The organism is Nonomuraea sp. NPDC049141, from assembly GCF_040648415.1.
Lineage (GTDB): Bacteria > Actinomycetota > Actinomycetes > Streptosporangiales > Streptosporangiaceae > Nonomuraea.
In genome coordinates this window covers 121,244-136,958 of the sequence record NZ_JBEZDR010000023.1, presented here as the reverse complement: position 1 = coordinate 136,958, position 15,715 = coordinate 121,244, and the positions used below count along the sequence as shown (strand labels likewise).

Annotated in this window: 10 protein-coding genes; 7 read left to right on the top strand and 3 right to left on the bottom strand. The window is 70.3% G+C overall.

The features are described from left to right. Positions 1-423: 423 nt before the first annotated feature. Positions 424-2,253 (bottom strand): translation elongation factor 4, encoded by a 1,830-nt coding sequence (gene lepA / locus AB0B91_RS48785; RefSeq protein ID WP_358336393.1) that lies wholly within the window; start codon positions 2,251-2,253, stop codon positions 424-426. 55 nt (positions 2,254-2,308) lie between these two features. Here lepA and AB0B91_RS48780 point away from each other — a divergent pair, with 55 nt between their 5' ends. From AB0B91_RS48780 to AB0B91_RS48755, 6 genes are all read left to right on the top strand, one after another. Next, positions 2,309-3,298, top strand: a complete 990-nt coding sequence (locus AB0B91_RS48780) for a glycosyl hydrolase family 18 protein (RefSeq protein WP_358336390.1) — start codon at positions 2,309-2,311, stop codon at positions 3,296-3,298. Between the two features lie 149 nt (positions 3,299-3,447). Continuing rightward, positions 3,448-3,717, top strand: coding sequence for a 30S ribosomal protein S20 (gene rpsT / locus AB0B91_RS48775; protein ID WP_358034663.1), 270 nt, complete (start codon positions 3,448-3,450; stop codon positions 3,715-3,717). A gap of 171 nt (positions 3,718-3,888) precedes the next feature. Next, the gene (locus AB0B91_RS48770; RefSeq protein ID WP_358336387.1) at positions 3,889-6,933 is read left to right on the top strand and encodes an FtsX-like permease family protein; all 3,045 of its coding nucleotides are present in this window, start codon (positions 3,889-3,891) and stop codon (positions 6,931-6,933) included. Beyond that, positions 6,930-9,530, top strand: coding sequence for an FtsX-like permease family protein (locus AB0B91_RS48765; RefSeq protein ID WP_358336384.1), 2,601 nt, complete (start codon positions 6,930-6,932; stop codon positions 9,528-9,530). Before AB0B91_RS48770 ends, AB0B91_RS48765 begins: the two co-directional genes overlap by 4 nt. Continuing rightward, on the top strand, positions 9,527-10,435 hold the full coding sequence (locus tag AB0B91_RS48760) for an ABC transporter ATP-binding protein (protein WP_358336382.1): 909 nt from the start codon (positions 9,527-9,529) through the stop codon (positions 10,433-10,435). The genes AB0B91_RS48765 and AB0B91_RS48760 overlap by 4 nt, the downstream gene beginning before the upstream one ends. Then, entirely contained in the window at positions 10,425-11,153 is a 729-nt protein-coding gene (locus AB0B91_RS48755; protein ID WP_358336379.1) for an ABC transporter ATP-binding protein, read from the top strand. Before AB0B91_RS48760 ends, AB0B91_RS48755 begins: the two co-directional genes overlap by 11 nt. Here AB0B91_RS48755 and AB0B91_RS48750 read toward each other — a convergent pair. Further along, positions 11,080-12,279 (bottom strand): MFS transporter, encoded by a 1,200-nt coding sequence (locus tag AB0B91_RS48750; RefSeq protein ID WP_358336376.1) that lies wholly within the window; start codon positions 12,277-12,279, stop codon positions 11,080-11,082. The two genes, AB0B91_RS48755 and AB0B91_RS48750, sit on opposite strands and share 74 nt — an antisense overlap. Positions 12,280-12,355: 76 nt before the next feature. On the opposite strand from AB0B91_RS48750, the gene AB0B91_RS48745 reads away from it, so the two are divergent. Then, positions 12,356-12,856: a MarR family transcriptional regulator gene (locus AB0B91_RS48745; protein WP_358336613.1), complete on the top strand. Its 501-nt coding sequence runs from the start codon at positions 12,356-12,358 to the stop codon at positions 12,854-12,856. Here the strand turns inward: AB0B91_RS48745 and AB0B91_RS48740 are convergent. Continuing rightward, positions 12,819-15,656 (bottom strand): BTAD domain-containing putative transcriptional regulator, encoded by a 2,838-nt coding sequence (locus AB0B91_RS48740; protein ID WP_358336373.1) that lies wholly within the window; start codon positions 15,654-15,656, stop codon positions 12,819-12,821. The two genes, AB0B91_RS48745 and AB0B91_RS48740, sit on opposite strands and share 38 nt — an antisense overlap. Between the last annotated feature and the right edge of the window lie 59 nt (positions 15,657-15,715).

Below are 15,715 nucleotides of genomic sequence, written 5' to 3'. Positions count from 1 at the left end.
AACGATCTACGCGATTATTCGGGAGCAGCGGCGACGGTCCACCGGGGCCGGACACGGAGTTGGGGTTGGGAGCGTCGGGGGCTGGCGGCATGACCGTAGGCCACCCGAAGGGCGAACGAAGCGAGTGCGGCCCGCGCTGGCGCGAGGTGGCAGGAGTCGGTGCCGGTCTCGATGATGTTGCCGCCAAGGCCAATCCACTCCACTCCCATCAGCCAACCCGGCGAGGCGTGCTTGGGAGGGCGGTTCGAGCGTAGCGAGGTCCTTCAGGGGGCGGGCGTCAGCCCGCCTGGAAGGACGTCCGGAGCGAAGCGGAGGGCCTTTTTGGACGGGCGGGCATCAGACGGCCAACCACCGAATCGGGTAAGGGGTGGGCTGAAAAGGTCGTCCGGAGCGTAGCGAAGGTCCTTTGCGGCGAGCAGTCGGCTACTTCTTGGTCTTGTCGGCGCTCGAATCGGTCGACAGCGCCGCGACGAACGCCTCCTGAGGCACCTCGACCCGGCCGACCATCTTCATCCGCTTCTTGCCTTCCTTCTGCTTCTCCAGCAGCTTGCGCTTACGCGTGATGTCGCCGCCGTAGCACTTGGCCAGAACGTCCTTTCGGATCGCGCGGATGTTCTCCCGGGCGATCACACGGGCCCCGATGGCCGCCTGGATCGGCACCTCGAACTGCTGCCTCGGGATGAGCTCACGCAGCTTCTTGGCCATGTCCACGCCGTACGCATAAGCCTTGTCCTTGTGGACGATGGCGCTGAAGGCGTCGACCGGCTCGCCCTGGAGCAGGATGTCGACCTTGACCAGCTCGGACTCCAGCTCCCCGTCGGGCTCGTAGTCGAGCGAGGCGTAGCCGCGGGTGCGCGACTTGAGCTGGTCGAAGAAGTCGAAGATGATCTCGCCGAGCGGCAGTGTGTAGCGGATCTCGACCCGGTCTTCCGACAGGTAGTCCATGCCGCGGAGCTGACCGCGCCGCCCCTGGCAGATCTCCATGATCACGCCGATGAACTCGGCCGGGGCCAGGATGGTCGACTTGGTCACCGGCTCGAAGACCTGCGCGATCTTGCCACCGGTGGGGAACTCCGACGGGTTGGTGACGGTCAGTTCGCTGCCGTCCTCCATGACCACGCGGTAGACGACGTTGGGCGCGGTGGAGATCAGCGACAGGCCGAACTCGCGCTCCAGGCGTTCGCGGACGATCTCCATGTGCAGCAGGCCGAGGAAGCCGACGCGGAAGCCGAAGCCGAGCGCGGCCGAGGTCTCCGGCTCGTAGATCAGCGCGGCGTCGTTGAGCTGCAGCTTGTCGAGGGCTTCGCGCAGCTCGGGGTATTGGTCGCCGTCGATCGGATAGAGGCCGGAGAACACCATCGGCTTGGGGTGGTCGTAGCCCGCCAGCATCTCGGTGGCGCCCTTGGCGACCGAGGTGACGGTGTCACCGACGCGCGACTGGCGCACGTCCTTGACGCCGGTGATCAGGTAGCCCACCTCGCCGACGCCCAGCCCCAGCTCCGACACCTTGGGCTCGGGCGAGATGACGCCGATCTCCAGCGTCTCGTGGGCGGCCTGGGTCGACATCATCAGGATGCGCTCGCGCTTGCCCAGGTGGCCGTCGAAGACCCGGACGTACGTGACGACGCCCCGGTAGGTGTCGTAGACCGAGTCGAAGATCAGCGCGCGGGCGGGCTCGTCGGCGGCGCCCACCGGTGCGGGGACGGTCTGCACCACGTGGTCGAGCAGCTCGCGCACACCGTCGCCGGTCTTGCCGGAGACCCTGAGCACCTCGGACGGGTCGCAGCCGATCAGGCCCGCGAGCTCCTCGGCGAACTTCTCCGGCTGCGCGGCGGGCAGGTCGATCTTGTTGAGCACCGGGATGATGTGCAGGTCGTTGTTCATGGCCAGGTAGAGGTTGGCCAGCGTCTGCGCCTCGATGCCCTGGGCGGCGTCGACCAGCAGGATCGCGCCCTCGCACGCCTGCAGCGACCGGGACACCTCGTAGGTGAAGTCGACGTGGCCCGGCGTGTCGATCATGTTGAGCACGTGGCCGTCCCACGGCAACCGGACGGCCTGCGACTTGATCGTGATGCCGCGCTCTCGCTCGATGTCCATCCGGTCGAGGTATTGGGCACGCATGGACCGGTCGTCGACCACGCCGGTGATCTGCAGCATCCGATCGGCAAGGGTCGACTTGCCGTGGTCGATATGCGCGATGATGCAGAAGTTGCGGATCAACGCGGGGTCGGTCTGGCCAGGCTGAGTGCGCACCGAAGTCCGTTTCGACAGGGTTGAGGTCAAGCGTCTTTCATGGTGACATGCCCGGGTGATTGCCCGAACCGCCATTCGCCGTGGCCTGCGCCTTGTCGCGCTGGCCCTGGCCATCGTCGTCGCGCTGATCGGCCTCCTGGCCGGCGCGCTCCGTCTTCAGTTTACCGGTGCCCCGGCGGCCTGGGCGAAGAGCACAGGTAACGACGCCCTCTGGCTCGGCCACGCATGGGTCGACGGCCGTCGTACGGAGGCAGACGTGGAGCGGCTCGCGGTACGCCTGCGCGCCACGGGCATCAAGGATCTGTACGTCCATTCGGGACCGTTCGAGAAGGACGGCCGCCTAGATCCCGCAAAATACCCCAGCGCCCGAAATTTCGTCCAATGGGTTCGCGAGCGCCTCCCCGGCGTCCGCGTCTCCGCCTGGCTCGGCCAGAAGGTCGACGGCCTCCTCGACCTCGACGACGCCACATCCCGCGAGAACGTCCTGGCCGGAGCCGCCGCCATCATGCAGACCGGCTTCGACGGCATCCACTACGACTTCGAGCCGATCGGCGACGGCGACCGCAACTTCCTCGACCTCCTCGAGAAGACCCGCCTGCGCACCAGGCTCCTGTCCATCTCGACGCCCCAGATCGAGCCGTACCCCCTGATGCGCCTGCCCGCCCGGGCCATCATCGGCCACGACAAGTACTGGTCGAGCGGCTACTTCCAGCAGGCCGCCGACCGCGTCGACCAGGTCGCCATCATGACGTACGACTCCTTCACCCCCGCACAGTCCCTTTACGGGGGGTATGTCGCACGGCAGGCCACACTCGCTCTCGACCTGGTCCCCGAGACGAAGCTGGTCCTCGTGGGCGCCCCCGCCTACCACGACCATGGCGTCGGCTGGAGCGACTCCGCCGAGAGCGTCGCCATGGCCGCCCAGGGCGCCAAGCTGGCCCTGACGGACCATGGCAGGCGGGAGCGGTTCGGCCTGGCGCTGTACGTCGATTTCGCGGCAACTGAGGAGGATTGGCGCGAATACACCACCGAGTGGTTCTCCTGAGCGCGTACACTAGGCCGAGACTCCAATTACCCAGGGTGTTGATTTGAGCTGCCGCCTGGGTTATTGGTAACCTGTTCAACTGCGTGTGGCGCGCCCTCTCTCGAGCCCGCGCGCCCCATCCATCACCAGACTTTCACCGAGGCTTCTTCGTGGCGAACATCAAGTCCCAGATCAAGCGCAACAAGCAGAACGAGAAGGCTCGCCTGCGCAACAAGGCCGTCAAGTCTTCGCTGAAGACGGCTGTGCGCAAGTTCCGCGAGGCTGCCGAGCAGGGCGACGCCCAGCAGGCCGCCGAGCTGCAGCGGGCTGCCGCCCGTCAGCTCGACAAGGCCGTCAGCAAGGGTGTCATCCACAAGAACCAGGCCGCCAACCGCAAGTCGGCGATCGCCAAGCAGGCCGCCGGCCTGGCTGCCAAGTAGGACGTCAGAGGCAAGGCACCACAGCGCCGCACCGCCGTCAAGGGGTGCGGCGTTTTTTGTGTCACGGTTTCGATATCACACCGGCGTTTCGGGTCCGTCACCGTTCTGAAGATCACCTTGCCTCCCCCGCCTGAATGCCCAAAGGTTCACTAAACGGGGCAAGGGGGGCGTATGCGGGGGCCGTTGGTCGTCAAACGGGCGTTCAGCGAGCCGCTGCTGTTACTGGCCGCGTTCGGGTCGATCCTGCTGGCCACCACGACGCTGGTAGCGCTGACGATGTACGCCTCCACCATCGCCGAGGTGGGCGTGCGCCGCACGATGGAGACCGCGTCGCTGGGCCAGGTGGCCGCCACCATCGCCACGCCCGTCAACACCGAGACGTTCCCGGCGCTCGACCGGGCGATCCGCGCCGAGCTCGCCAGGGCCTACGCGGGCGCGCCCGCCGCCATCACGACCGCCTTCCGCTCCGACTCCTACGTCCTGCCGGGCCAGGAGCGCCGCAAGACCCCCGAACTGCTCAGGTTCGGTAGCTATGACGGCCTCGACACCCACGCCAAGCTGATCTCCGGCACCTGGCCGGGAGCCGGAAGCGACGTCGTCGAGGCCGCGATCTCGCTGTCGGCGGCCTCGGCGAGCGGCCTCAAGTCCGGTCAGGAGATCACCACCGAGGGCCGCCTCGACCACAAGGCGGTCAAGGTCCGCATCACCGGCGTCTTCCAGCTCAACGACCCGTTCGGCGACCGCTGGACCGGTGAGCAACTGCTCACCAGGGGCGTCGAGACGGGCGAGTACACCACCTACGGCCCGCTGATGGTCCCCCGCCAGACGTTCCTGAGCCGCTTCGCCACGAACGTCAACGCCACCTGGACCGCAGTCCCCGACCTGCGCACGCTGTCGCCGGAGCAGCTACGGCCGTTCGCCGGCCGGGTGAGCGAGCTACGCGACCGGCTGCGGGCGAACGGCTGCGCGAGCTGCACCGCCACCAGCCGCCTGCCGGAGATCCTCACCCAGCTCGGCACCGCCGCCCTGGTGGCCCGCTCCACCATGCTCATCCCGGTGCTCCAGCTTCTGCTGCTGGCCGCGTACGCGCTCATGCTCACCGCCCGCCTGCTCGCCGACCACCGCCGCATGGAGGTGGCGCTGCTGCGCTCGCGCGGCGCGGGCACGCTGCGGCTGGCCGCGCTGGCGGGTGGCGAGGCGCTGCTGGTGGCCGTCCCGTGCGCGATCGTCGCGCCGTTCCTCGGCCCGCCGCTGCTGGCCCTGGTCAACGCGCTGCCCTGGATCAAGGCCTCCGGTGTACGGCTGGCGCCCTCGGCCGATCTCGGCACGTTCGCGGTCTCGATCGGCGTGGCCCTGGCCTCGGCCGTACTCCTCATGCTGCCGGCCCTCGCGGGCGCCCGGCGTACCTACGTGGAGGAGCAGTCGACGCGCGGCCGGAGCGGCGGGCGCGGGCTGATCGAGCGGGCCGGGGCGGACCTGGCGCTGCTGCTGGTCGCGGCGCTGGCCATCTGGCAGCTGCGGCGCTATGGCGCGCCCGTCACCGCGACCGCCGCCGGCGACCTCGGCATCGACCCGCTCATCGTCTCGGGCCCGGCGCTGGCGCTGCTCACCGGCGGCATGCTGGGCCTGCGCCTGGTGCCCCGCGTCTCGAAGCTGGCCGAGCGACTCACCGCCCGGCGGCCCACGCTGGCTCCGGCGCTCGGCGTCTGGCAGGTCAGCAGGCGGCCGCTCAGGTACGCGGGGCCCGCGCTGCTACTGACCATGGCCATCGCGATCGGCATCGTGTCCATGGCCACGGCCGCCACCTGGCGCGGCTCCCAGGAGGACCAGGCCCGTCACCAGATCGGGGCCGATCTGCGGATCTCCGGGCCACCGGACGGTCCCGAGCTGGGCATGTTCGGGCGGGGCACCGCGTTCGCGGCGCTGCCGGGCGTCACAACGGTCTCCCCCGCCTTCCGCGGCCAGGTGGACCTCAGCGGCGAGGACGCGGTCCTGCTCGGCCTCGACGCCGGCAAGCTCGACCGGCTCCTCCAGTTGCGGCCCGACCTGTCGGCGCGATCGGTCGGGGAGATGGCGCGGGAACTGCGCTCGGGCCGGCCGCGAGGTGGCCCGCTGGAGCTGCCGGGCAGGCCCACCACGCTCACGGTACGGGCCCACGCCGACGCCGAGGTGCCGCTGCGGATGATGATCTCGGACGCGCTCGGCGTCTGGCGCGAGCTGTCCCTGGGCCGGCTCCATCGGGGCGACAACCAGATCGACCTGGATCTCGGGGCGTCGGCCGGGCGGACCGGGAAGATCGCCTACCCGCTGTCCGTCCGCGGCCTGGTCGCCAATCCGCCCGAGAGCGGCGACGCGCAGGTCACGGTGACCGGTCTGAGCCCTGGCGACGCGATTTCGCTGAAGGTGACCGGATCGCGGCCGGCCGTGGTCGCCTTCGGCGAGCCGACCGGTCCGCTGCCGGTGGTGCTCACCACCGACCTGGCCGCCTCGCTCAAGCTCTCGCCGGGCCAGGTGAGCCGGGTCAGCCTGGATCGGCAGGTCGTCGAGGTCAAGGTCGCCGGCCTGGTCGATCGCATGCCGACGACCGCCGCGGACCAGCCGGCCGTACTGGCCGACTGGGGCACCCTCCAGGCATACGGCCTGGCGGCGGGACAGATACCCAAACCGGCCACCGAATGGTGGCTCGCCACCGACGGCGGCGACACCGAGCCCGCGCTCGCGGCGCTGAAGAAGCGGCCGGAGTGGAACGTCACGGCCGTCGACCAGCGCGAACTCGCCGAGCGGCTGCGGGACGACCCGCTGGCCAGCGGGCTGCAGGGGGCGCTGATCCTGGGCTTCGTGGCCGCGCTGGCGTTCGCGGTGCTGGGCTTCCTGGTGAACGCCAGCGTCGCGGCCCGGGAGCGGATGGCCGAGTTCACGATCCTGCGGGCGCTCGGGGTGAGCTCACGGCAGGTGTTCGGGATGCTGGCGATCGAGCAGGCGTTCGTCATCGGGCTGTCGCTGGTGGCGGGCACGGCCCTGGCGGTCGTCGTGGGCGTTCTGGTCGTGCCGCACATCGTGCTCACCGGGCAGGCCGCGGCGGTCACGCCCGACGTGCTGCTCGACATCCCATGGGCGGCGACCGCGGCCATGCTGGCGCTGGTGGCCGCGCTGCTGCTCGGCATCGTCGCGGTGCTGGCCCGCAACCTGCGCGGGCAGGGTGGGGAGGACTTGTGAGGATCCTGCTGCTCGCCCGGGTGCGGCTCGGCGTGGTCGCCGTGCTGTCCCTGCTGACGTTGAGCGCCTGCCTGCTCGTGGCGGGGCTGCCACGGGTGCTGCAGGGCTCGTACGACGACGCGCTTCACGGGGCCCTCCAGAAAGCGTCCGCGTCGCAGGCCGACCTGACCGTACAGACCCAGACGCGCGGGCAGCAGGCGGATCTGCGCGACCCCGGCCAGTTCGCCACCAAGGACGCCAGGCTCCGCTCGCTCCTGCCGCCGCGGCTGCGGCCGCTGGTCTCGGCCTCCGGCCAGATGAGCGCGAAGACGTACGACACGCCGGTCTACCAGTCGAACGGGCTCACCTACATCAACCTCGCCTGGCTGTCCGACGGCGACCGGCGGGTCGAGTGGATCGACGGCCGGGCGCCGGGCAAACCGGGTGTCCTTCGCTGGAACGGGTCGGAGATTCCGCTGTTCGAGGTGGGCATCGTCGACGAGGCCCGCACCACGATGCCGCTGGAGGTCGGCGACGTGCGGATCCTCGGCGAGAGCAACCAGATCGCCGCCAAGGTCGTCGGGGTGTTCAGGGCGAAGGATTCCGCCGCCCGTTACTGGAGCCACGACGTCGACGTCCTGCACGTCACGCAGGTCCAGCCGCCCGGCAAGCAGGAGATGGAGCGGCGCACGACCGCGCTGATCCCGGCTAGCGGCCTGGCCGTTCTGAGCGGCGCCACCCGCAACCTGGTCTACAGCTGGATCCTGCCGGTCGATCCCACCGCGCCCGCCTCTCTCGACGTGCCCGAACTGAGCGCCGCCGTCGAGGACTACGGGCGGTTGATCCCGCTGCAGCTGGCGGGCGACGGGAGCCCGTACGAGCTGGCGACGGATCTGCCGGGGGTGCTGGCCGGGTTCGGGACCGCGCTGGGCGCCGCGCAGACCGTGATGTTCCTGGTGCTCGGCGGCCTGCTGGTCGTGGCGCTCGGGGTGCTCGTGCTGGCCGTACAACTGCTGATCGAGCGGATCGACCACCCGCTGGCGCTGGCGCGGGCGCGCGGCGGGTCGCTGCGGCAGGTGGCGGGGACCGGCGCGGCGCTCGTCGCGATCGCGGTGGCGCCCGCGGCGCTGGCCGGATGGGCGCTGGCCTTCCTGGTGCCGGGGCCGGTGCCGTGGATCGCCCATGCCGGGCCCGCTCTCGTGCCGCTCACGGCGGTCGGTTACGCGGCCGCGCGGCTGGCCGTGACGCACCGGACGCCGCTGCACGAGCGGCGCGACGACGTGGCCGCCGCCCGCCCGTCGGCTCGGCGGATCACGCTGGAGGTGCTGGTCGTCGGCCTCGCGCTGGCCGGCGCGTACCTGCTGCGCACCCGTGGCCTGACGACCGGCGGGCAGGACCCGTTCCTAGTCCTCGTACCGGTCGCGCTGACCGTCGCCGCCGCGCTGATCACCATCCGCTGCTATCCCCTCCCCCTCAAGCTCCTCGTACGCCTGGCCGCCCGCGGCCGGCTCGCCGTGCCCTTCCTGGGCCTGACCAGGGCGGCCCGGGCGCGATCCGCCAGCGCGCTGCCGGTGCTGATCCTGCTGCCCGCGCTGGCCGTGTCGGTGTTCGGGGCGGTGATCTCCGGCGGGCTGTCGGCCACGCAGCGCCTGGCGTCCTGGCAGAGCGTCGGCGCGCCGATCAAGCTGACCTCACCCGTGGAGCTGCCTCCCGACGCCATCGATCGGGTGCGTAAGGTACCCGGCGTGCGGCTGCTCGTGCCCGCGCAGACCGCCAGCGCGCAGCTCGGCTACAGCGGCGAGCGGGCCCAGGTCATCGCCGTCGACCTGGCCCAATGGCGGCGGCTGCTGGACGACGCGCCGATCAGCGTGCCCGCCCTCGCCTCCGGAACCTCCGGGATCCCGGTGCTGGTCTCCCACGAGCTGCGCGGGCGCGGCACGTTCGAGATCGGCTGGTACGAGCGGATGAAGGTCACCACGGCCGGCGAGATCGCCGCTCTGCCCGGCTTCTACCCGAGCGGCAAGTTCATCGTGCTGCCGTTCGAGACCAACAAGCGGCCCGGCGTCAACACCCTGCTGATCAAGGGCGACGCAGATCCGGCGGCCTTGCTGGCGGCCACCGGCCAGCCGGCGGCCGAGCTGACCTCGCAGGAGCGGGCCCTGGCCGCGATCGAGGACGACCCGCTGACCGGTACCGTCCAGGACGTCCTGCTCATCACCACCGTCGCGCTGGCGGTCTACGCGCTCATCGCCGTGGTCGTGACGCTGGTGATCGGCGCGGCCGACCGGGCCAGGGCGCTGTCGTTCCTGCGCACGCTGGGGCTGTCGGACCGGCAGGCGCGGGGCCTGACCGTGCTGGAGATCCTGCCGCTGATCCTCATCACCTCGCTCGCCGGGCTCGCGCTCGGCCTCGGCCTGCCCCCGGCGCTCGGGCCCGCGATCGACCTGTCCGCCTACACCGGTGACCTGACCGTCGGCGGCTACTCCGCCGATCCGGTCATGCCGGCCCTCCTGGCGGCCGGGCTGGCCGCCGTCGCCGTGCTCGGCGTCTACGCGCACACCGCCATCAGCCGCCGCCGCAACCTCGGCGCCGTACTCCGAGTGGGTGACCTCACATGAGTCCTACGTTGTCCGAACTGGAGGCCAGGGCCGCCGAGCAGAAGGCCGCCTTCGGCGCCGACGCGCACATCGTGTGCGACAACCTGGTCCGCATCTACAAGACCGAGGGCGTCGAGGTGGTCGCCCTGCAGGGCCTCGACCTGCTCATCCAGAAGGGCGAACTGGTCGCCGTCGTCGGGGCCTCCGGGTCGGGCAAGTCGACGCTGCTGAACGTCCTGTCCGGCCTGGACGTGCCGACGGCGGGGGTGGCCCGGGTGGCGGGCACGGACCTGCTGTCGATGACCGCGAAGGACCGGCTGCGTTACCGGCGCGACATCGTCGGGTTCGTCTGGCAGCAGACCGCGCGCAACCTGCTCCCCTACCTGACCGCGCGCGAGAACGTCGAGCTGCCGATGAAGCTGGCCGGTAAGGCCCGCCGGGGCCGCGCGGCCGAACTGCTCGACCTGATGGGCGTCGGCTCCTGCGCCGGCCGGAAGGTGCCCGAGATGTCCGGCGGCGAGCAGCAGCGGGTGGCCATCGCCGTCGCCCTGGCCAACTCCCCGCAGCTCGTCCTGGCCGACGAACCCACCGGCGAACTGGACAGCGAGACGTCGGAGGAGGTGTTCGGTTCGCTGCGCAAGGCCAACGGTGAGCTGGGCGTGACCGTGGTGATCGTGACCCACGACCCGCTGGTGTCCGAGCGCGTCGACCGGACGATCGGCATCCGCGACGGGCGTACCAGCAGCGAGACGCTCCGCCGCGAGGGCGTCGCCGAGGAGTACGCCGTGCTCGACCGTGTCGGGCGGCTGCAACTGCCCCGCGACTTCATGAACGCCCTGGACATGGAGCGCCGGGTGCGCCTCGAACTCGAATCCGACCACATCGGCGTGTGGCCGGCCCGGGAGGAGCCCTCCGATGAGCAGTGAGCCCTTGGTCGTCGTCGAAGGGGTGCGCCGGGTCTACCGGAGCGGGCCGAAGGAGGTCGTGGCGCTGCGGGAGGTGTCGTTCTCGGCGTACCCCGGCGAGCTGATCGCCGTCCGCGGCCGGTCGGGGTCCGGCAAGACGACCCTGCTGAACCAGATCGGCGGGCTCGACCGGCCCGACGCCGGGCGGGTCGTGGTGGCCGGGGCCGAGGTCACCTCGATGTCCGAGGACGACCTGCTGGCGCTCCGCCGCGACGTGGTCGGGTTCGTGTTCCAGTCGTTCGGGCTGATCCCGGTGCTGTCGGCGGCCGAGAACGTCGGCGTGCCGATGCGGCTGGCCCGCACGCCGGTCGCGGAGCGAGATGCGCGGGTGCGCCTGCTGCTCTCCCTGGTGGGGCTGGAACAGCACGCCAACCAGCGGCCGTACGAGCTGTCGGGCGGGCAACGGCAGCGCGTGGCGATCGCCAGGTCGCTGGCCAACCGGCCCCGGCTGCTGGTCGCCGACGAGCCCACCGGGCAGCTCGACTCGCAGACCGGGCGGCAGATCATGGAGCTGCTGCGGGCCCTGGTACGCAGCGAGGGCGTCACCGCGCTCGTCGCCACCCACGACCCGAGCCTCATCACGCTGGCCGACCGGGTGCTGGAGATCAGCGACGGAGTTCTCCGGGAGACTCCGCCGCTGGATGGGGCTCTTCCGGCTTCGAAGCCGGCAGGCCGGTGATCGCGGCCAGGTTCGCCCCGGCCACGGCGACCGCTCCCGCCACCAGCAGCCCGGTCATGCCCACGAGCCCCGCGAGCGGCGCCGCGACGGCCAGCCCGAACGGCCGCGACGCGAACGAGATGAGCTGATCGAAGGCCCGCACCCGCCCTATCGCGCCCTCTGGGATCTCCTCGGCGACGACCGTCTCCCACAGCGGGCTGAGCACCCCGAGCCCGAACATCGCCACGAAGTAGGCCACCGCGATCACCACCGCGTTCGCCGCCACCGCCAGCGCCACCAGCGGCAGCAGGTACAGCGCGGCGGCCACCTGGACGGCGACCAGCGGCCTGCGGATGGGCAGCCGCGGCACCACGAACACCCCCGCCACCAGGCCGACCGTGCCGCACTGCACGATCAGCACCCAACTGGCCTCACCACCGAGCTGCTTGACCGCGGTCAGCGGGCCAAGCGTGAGGAACAATCCGGCCATGAAGTGCCATACGCCGTGACCGAGCACCGACTTCAGGAACCACGGCCGCGTCCTGACTTCGCGCCAGCCCTCGGCCAGGTCCTTCGCGAACGTGGCCCGAGGTTTCGTGGGCTGCTCGGCCGTACGGACTCCGCCCAGGGTGAGTGCCGAGCAGGCGAACAACACGGCGGTGAGCAGCGCCGCCCACCCCGGGCCCGCCACCAGCACCACACCGCCCGACAAGGCCGGGGCGAGCACGCTGGACGCGCTCGTGGCCACACCGAGGCGCGCGTTCACCCGCAGCCGCTCCGGGCCCGGCACCACGGCCACGACCAGCCTCGGCACGGCCGGCATGCCGAACGCGATCGCCACCCCGGCGACGGCGGACAGCACGGCCAGGTCGAGCACACGACCAGCGCCCATCAGCAGCTCGATCCCCATCGCGGCCTGGGACAGGCCCCGGACCAGGTCGGCCACCAAGGCCACCCGCTCGGGCCGGAACCTGTCGGCCAGCACCCCGCCGACCGGGAGGAGCAGGAGGAGGGGGATCATCTCGCAGGCCAGTACGGTGCCGAGGGCCTCGGCCGAGCCGGTGGAGCGAAGGACGGCGAGCGTGAGGGTGGTAGGGATCAAGGCGGTGGCCAGAGCGGAGATGGCTCGGCCGATCAGCAGTCTCATGGAGGGTGAGATTAATTCGCTGGCTAATGTTTCGTCAACAAAATACTTGCTGGCGTACGATTGGCCCGTGGACTCGATGAACGCGGCCGGCGCTGAAGACTCTGTTGATCGGCACCTGGCTCGGTGGCGGGGCAAGGCGCCGTACGACGAGCGGGTGGAGGGTGTCGTGACGCGCATGCAGTTCCTCGTCAAGCACCTGCGTCAGACGAAGGAGACGGCGCTGGCGCAGGTGGGGATGCAGGACTTCGAGTTCGAGACGCTGCATCGGCTGGTGGCCGGATCCGGTTCGGCGACGCCTTCGGAGCTGGCCGCGGAGCTGATGCTGTCGCCCGCGGGGATGACCGGCCGCCTCGACACGCTGGAGAAGTCGGGCCTGATCCGACGTCTGCGCAGCACGGACGACCGGCGCCGGGTCGACGTGGAGCTGACGGACAAGGGGCACGAGCTGTGGCTGGAGGCCATGCGGATCCGGGCGGAAGTGGAGGCCGGGATGGTGTGCGCACTGGATCCGGCGGAACAGGCGGTCCTGGACGGCCTGCTCAAACGGCTCCTTGCGAATGTGGAAGCCAACCGTTGACCTGAGGAAAGGCCCGGGACGCGGAGGCGGCGAGCCTCGTGTTCACGTTCTTGATCTTCGCGGTGTGGTGCTGGGCCCGGTAGATGGCGAGTGCCTGGTTCCAGGCTCGGGCGGCTTCGGCGTGCCGGCCGAGGGCGTGATAGGTGTCACCGAGGTGGGAGAGCGTCTCGGCCTCTTGGCTGGTGTTGCCGTTCTCCCGCCGCAATCTCAGGGCTTGGTGGTAGTAGTCGAGGGATCGGGCGTGCTGACCGGTGTGACCGGCGATATAGCCGAGGCTGTCGAGGACCGCCGCCTCGCCGACCCGATCACCATGACGGCGGAGCAGGGCCAGGGCCTGCTCGCAATGAGCCCGGGCATTGCCGAAGTCGGCGAGCAGCGCTTGGTTCCAGCCCAGGGAATTGAGCGCGTTGGCCTCCGCCACGTCGTCGTCGAGGTCCTCGTACAGTCGCAGCGCCTGCTCCAGCTGGAACAACGCCCGCTCATGCTCGTGCTGGTCTCCCCAGGCGATCCCTAGCGAATGGCGAACATACGCCTGGCCGGCGATGTCTCCGGATCGCTCGTACAGATCGAGGGCTTCGGCGAAATGGGACTGGGACTCCTCATGCAGCCCCGCTCCGGCGCAGGCTCGGCCGAGCATCTGGTGGACCAGGGCATGGACGGCCGGACCCGGCAGGTGCTCAGCGGCGCTTGACGCGATCCGCCAGGTCGAGACGGAGTTCTGGAGCAGGTTGTGGCGTTGGTGGAAGGTGTTGAGCGTCCAGGCCAGTTGCCACACGGCGACGTGCAGATCATGCTTGACGGCCAGTTCCTGAACGGCGAGCAGGCCGGCGTGCTCGGCTCTGAACCAGGCCTGCGCCGCCGCCGCGTCGGCCAAGGCGTGCGGGAGACGAGCAGGAGCCGGCGGATCGAGTGCCCTGGCGCCCAGACGGTAGGGGGAGATCAGCCGGTCGGCCGCGTACGACGTGTGCAGGAAGAAGGCCACCAGACGATGCACCGCGGCGGCACGGTCATCCACGCTCAGATCGAGGATCGCGCGTTCGATGGCGTAGAGGCGGACGAGGTCGTGCATCCGATAGCGGCCGGGCACGTGCTGATGCAGCAGATGGGCGGTTTCCAGCGTGCGCAGGAGCGTGCGCGTACGAGAAACGGGTTGGCCGATGAGGTTGGCGGCGGCGAGCAGGCTGATGTCGGGGCCCGGCACCAGGCCCAGATAGGCGAAGGTCTCGGCTGTCTCAGGGGCCAGCACGCGATAGGAGGAGCCGAACACTTCCCGTAGGTCGGTTCTGACCTCTTCGGTGCGCAGAGCGTCCAATCGGGTGGTCTCCGCTTGGAGTTCTTCAGCCAGCGCGGCGAGGGAGAGGCCTTCGTCGACGATGGCCCGTGCGGCGACGATGCCCAGGGCCAGCGGCAGTCCGGCGCACGCTCTGATGATGTCGTCCGCCGCCTCGCGTTCGTCCGCTATCCGGTCTTTCCCGAGGCGGTGTTTGAGCAGCTCGCCGGCCTGAGCGGCGGAGAGCGGCGCCAGCCGCAGCAGTTGGGCGCCCTCGGCCGCGATCAGGCCGGTGAGCACGGTCCTGCTGGTCACCAGAGTGAGGCTTTCCGGTGATGGAGGGAGCAGCGGGCGTACCTGATCGGGCTCTCGGGCGTTGTCCAGGAGGATGAGGACCCGCTTGCCGGTCAGTAAGTTGCGATAGAGCATGATCTGCTCGTCGAAGGCGGACGGTATCCGGCTGTGGGGCGGCTGGAGGAACCCCAGCAGGATCCGTACGGCCTCCGTCCGAGAGAGGGGCGTCGCGGCGGAGCTGAAGCCCTGGAGGTCCACATAGAGCTGACCATCGGGAAAGCGTTCACGTACGCTGTGGGCCCAGCGCACGGCGAGTGAGGTCTTCCCGACCCCGCCGGTACCGCTGATCACACAGGTCGTGGCGGCGCGCGGCGGCTCCTCCTCGGCGCGGGGAAGGAGCTCGTCCAGAGTGGCCAGTTCGGCCTGCCTGCCACTGAAATGCCTGACGTCTGACGGGAGCCGACAGATCGGCGTCCCCGGTGCGGTCCCGTTCAGCGGAACGGTGCCGGCCAGGATCGCGGCCTGGAGCTGTTGGAGTTCCGCGCCGGGTTCGAGGCCCAACTCGTCGATGAGCACCGACCGGGCGTGCCGGAAGGCTTCGAGGGCCTTGTCACGTTGTCCCGCTCGTGAATGCGCGAGCATGAGTAATCGCCAGGCGCTCTCGCGTAGTGGCTGCTCGGCGAGGAAGAGGCGGAGGTCTTCGATCACCTCCATGGGCATGCCGAGGGCGAGCTTCGCTTCGGCCCAGTCCAGTCTCGCCGCGGCCAGCCGTTCCTCCAGTTCGGCCACGCGGGCGAGGACGGGACCGGCGAGCTTGGTGCCTTCGGCGGGTCTCCCCCGCCACATCGACAGAGCTCTTTCGAACTCGCGGACGGCCGCGCGGACGTCGCCCTGCTCGGTCCTGTCTCGGGCCAGCCGTACCGCCTGCTCGAACTCCAGGAGATCGAGCTCTTCGGTGGCCGCCGCGAGGATGTAGCCCGCTTCCTCCGTCAGAAGCCGCGCGCCGGTGGGCAGTGCCCTGCGCAGCTGCGCGACATGGGTGTGCAGGTTGGAGATGGCCGAGGCGGGAGGGTCCTCCCACAGTGCCGCCATCAGCCGCTCTTGGGACACCAGCGTGTTGACGTTGAGGAGCAGGCTGGCGAGTACGGCGCGTTGCTTGCCGCTCAGCTGAACCTGCCGCCCATCGGGCCAGCACACCCGCACTGGCCCCAAGACTTTGAAAATCGCATCAGCCATGTCCTGCTCCTCTCCGTTGGTGCCCGGTTCTTCGCCTCTGAAGGGCGGTCGGGCTGCGG

Excerpts from the sequence above, each read along its gene's own strand:
- AB0B91_RS48750 (WP_358336376.1), bottom strand. The coding sequence starts at position 12,279 with ATGAGACTGCTGATCGGCCGAGCCATCTCCGCTCTGGCCACCGCCTTG.
- AB0B91_RS48745 (WP_358336613.1), top strand. The coding sequence starts at position 12,356 with ATGAACGCGGCCGGCGCTGAAGACTCTGTTGATCGGCACCTGGCTCGG.
- AB0B91_RS48760 (WP_358336382.1), top strand. The coding sequence starts at position 9,527 with ATGAGTCCTACGTTGTCCGAACTGGAGGCCAGGGCCGCCGAGCAGAAG.
- AB0B91_RS48770 (WP_358336387.1), top strand. The coding sequence starts at position 3,889 with ATGCGGGGGCCGTTGGTCGTCAAACGGGCGTTCAGCGAGCCGCTGCTG.
- AB0B91_RS48740 (WP_358336373.1), bottom strand. The coding sequence starts at position 15,656 with ATGGCTGATGCGATTTTCAAAGTCTTGGGGCCAGTGCGGGTGTGCTGG.
- AB0B91_RS48755 (WP_358336379.1), top strand. The coding sequence starts at position 10,425 with ATGAGCAGTGAGCCCTTGGTCGTCGTCGAAGGGGTGCGCCGGGTCTAC.